The 2207-nt window shown below is 70.4% G+C and carries 3 protein-coding genes and 1 pseudogene; all 4 read right to left on the bottom strand.

Annotation, left to right across the window (positions count from 1 at the left end):
* A pseudogene (locus tag EAO71_RS35950) lies at nt 1-1163 on the bottom strand (hypothetical protein); the annotation flags it as partial.
* A 21-nt stretch (nt 1164-1184) separates the two neighbouring features.
* Nucleotides 1185-1592: a hypothetical protein gene (locus tag EAO71_RS35955; protein ID WP_147982004.1), complete on the bottom strand. Its 408-nt coding sequence runs from the start codon at nt 1590-1592 to the stop codon at nt 1185-1187.
* The gene (locus tag EAO71_RS35960; RefSeq protein WP_147982005.1) at nt 1589-1894 is read right to left on the bottom strand and encodes a hypothetical protein; all 306 of its coding nucleotides are present in this window, start codon (nt 1892-1894) and stop codon (nt 1589-1591) included. Before EAO71_RS35960 ends, EAO71_RS35955 begins: the two co-directional genes overlap by 4 nt.
* Before the next feature lie 9 nt (nt 1895-1903).
* The coding region (locus EAO71_RS35965; protein WP_222723624.1) for a hypothetical protein at nt 1904-2207 on the bottom strand (304 nt) is incomplete at its 5' end.

The following is a 2207-nucleotide window of genomic DNA, read 5'->3' on the forward strand; positions in this document are numbered from 1 at the left end:
GGGTCCTTCTTGATGCGCAGGTCCTTTTGGGAATTGACCTGCGAGAAGTCACCGATTATCGGACCGTCCGTCGCTGCCTTCATGCGGGTCTGCGCGGCCCTGGACTTGGCCTCGATCTCGGGGGTAATGCCGACGACCTTGGAGCCGGTCACCCGGTACCAGGCCTCAATCCAGACAGCGTCGCTGACGACCGGAAGCCCACGAGCGGATCGGAGGGAGTCGGCCACGGTCCACACCTCTTCGTGGTCCGTTCGCCGGTCCTCGTCGCGCCGCTTCTGCTCCTCGGCACCCCGCGCATCAGCGAGCTTCTTGGCCTCTCGCGCGGCAGCCTCCGTTGCCGTCTTCTCGTCCTTCGCCTTCTTGCGGGCGGCCTCTTCCTTGGCCTTGGCGCGCTTGGCTGCACGGCGCTCGCGGGCGGAGGGGATGCCGTCGGCCTTCTGTGCGATGCCGTGCTCGTAGGCCATGAGGACGATCGGTCCGCCGAGAGAAGCGATGGCGCCGATGAGGCCGGCGTTGAGTCCGATGGCCGGGTCGGTGACGCCGTGCCACAGGTTGATCGTGGCGGCGACCGCGGCGCCGAGCATGATGCCGATCCGGTACGGCAGGACGTCCCGCCGGTGGGCGACCGCCCACGCGGCTCCGCAAGCAAGAACGAGCGCGAGGCCTTCGAGGAGCGCCGGGGCGGCGACCATGAACTTGCGCTCGGGGTCCCAGAAGGCAAGGAACTGGACGGGGGCGGCGATCACCAGGCCGACGGCGTAGATGCCGCGGGCCCCCCACTTCCACAGGTTCTCGGCGCGCTGCTGCTCGACCGCGCGAGCGGTCTCCTCGGCCTCCCGGTCAGCCTCGGCCTTCTCGGCCTTGGCCTTCTCGGCCTCGGCCTTGGCGGTCTCAGCTGCCTTCTTCGCGAGGTGCGCCCGGTGGTCGGCCTTCTCCTTCTCGAGTCGCATACTGGCGCGCTCGTTGGCGATGCGCTGCTTCTCGGCCTCCTCGGCGGCGAGGGTCTGCTCGGCCTTGGCCTTGCCTTCGGCTTCGATGAGGATCGCCCGGGCTTCTGCTTCGGTGCGGGCCCGGATGGCGTCCGCCTCGGCGAGCGCGACCGGGTCGAACCGCGGTTCGACGGCCACGGCGTGGCCGTTGACCTTCTCGATCGAGGTGGTCACGGTGATCAGTCCCTTTCCGGGTCAGTGAGTGCGGGTGGTCTGGGTGCGGAGCCAGGTCTCGACGTCGCGGGCGAGGCCGCTGCCACCGTCGGGGGCGTCTTCCTGCGGCTGGTCGTCGCCGTCGTCGGGGTCGTCGCCGCAGCACTGGCATTCGACGCCCGGCCAGATCCGGCCCGACTTCCACAGGCCGTGGGCGAGGGTGCCGGCGCAGTCGAGGAGGAGGCTGGGCCCGCAGATGATGAAGGCGGGGGTGAAGCTGTTCGGGGAGAAGCCGGGGACGTCGAGGGCGACGAGCGCGGCTATCAGGCTGACCATTCCGGCGGCCCGCCACTGGTGGTGGGCCCGGTTGAGGAGGACTTCCCGCGGGTAGCGGGCGATGTCCCGCCAGAAGGCGAGCAGGTCGGCCAGGATGCGAGGCAGTCGGCTCATCGTGCGCTCCCGGCGTGGGCGTGGAATCCGTTGCGGAACTCGCGGACGAACTCGTCGGTCAGGCCTACGCCGACGGCTGCCCCAACCTGCGGGAGGCCGGTGACCTTCGATGCCCACGCTTCGAGCCACACGGCGCGGACAGCCACGTAGTTGACGACCGGGCGGGTGCAGCGGACGGTGAGGACGAGGATGCCGAGGAGTCCCATGACCAGGACGGCGAGGATGCGTATCGCGCACGTCCCGGCTGCCCGTAACGCTCGCCGGACGGTGCCCGGCTTCTCAGTGATCAGGTAGGCGTGCACGATGTCCCCTCAGGCCGCGGCGAGCTGGTTGCCGGTGAGCTCGTCGACGAGCCGGGCGCCGAGCGGGTGGCGGGCGTCGTAGTCGGCGGCAACCTGCAGCGCGGCCTTGATGCCGGCCCGGTCGCCGGCGTCGAGGGCGATCTCGTAGCGGGTCTGGAGCTGGTCGCGGAAGACGAGGTCGGCTTCCGCGGCGGCCTCGTCCAGGCGGCGGGAGGACAGCTGCGCGGCCTCCCAGGCGTCGAAGTCGGCGTCGATCAGGGTGAGCTCGGGCATGACGGGTCTCCTCAGGGAGGTGGAAGGTGGGTGCCGGGGC

Source organism: Streptomyces sp. MS191 (genome assembly GCF_008042125.1).
Classification (GTDB): domain Bacteria; phylum Actinomycetota; class Actinomycetes; order Streptomycetales; family Streptomycetaceae; genus Streptomyces.

Bases quoted from the DNA above. Each gene is read 5' to 3' on its own strand.
- EAO71_RS35955 (WP_147982004.1), bottom strand. From the start codon at position 1,592: ATGAGCCGACTGCCTCGCATCCTGGCCGACCTGCTCGCCTTCTGGCGG.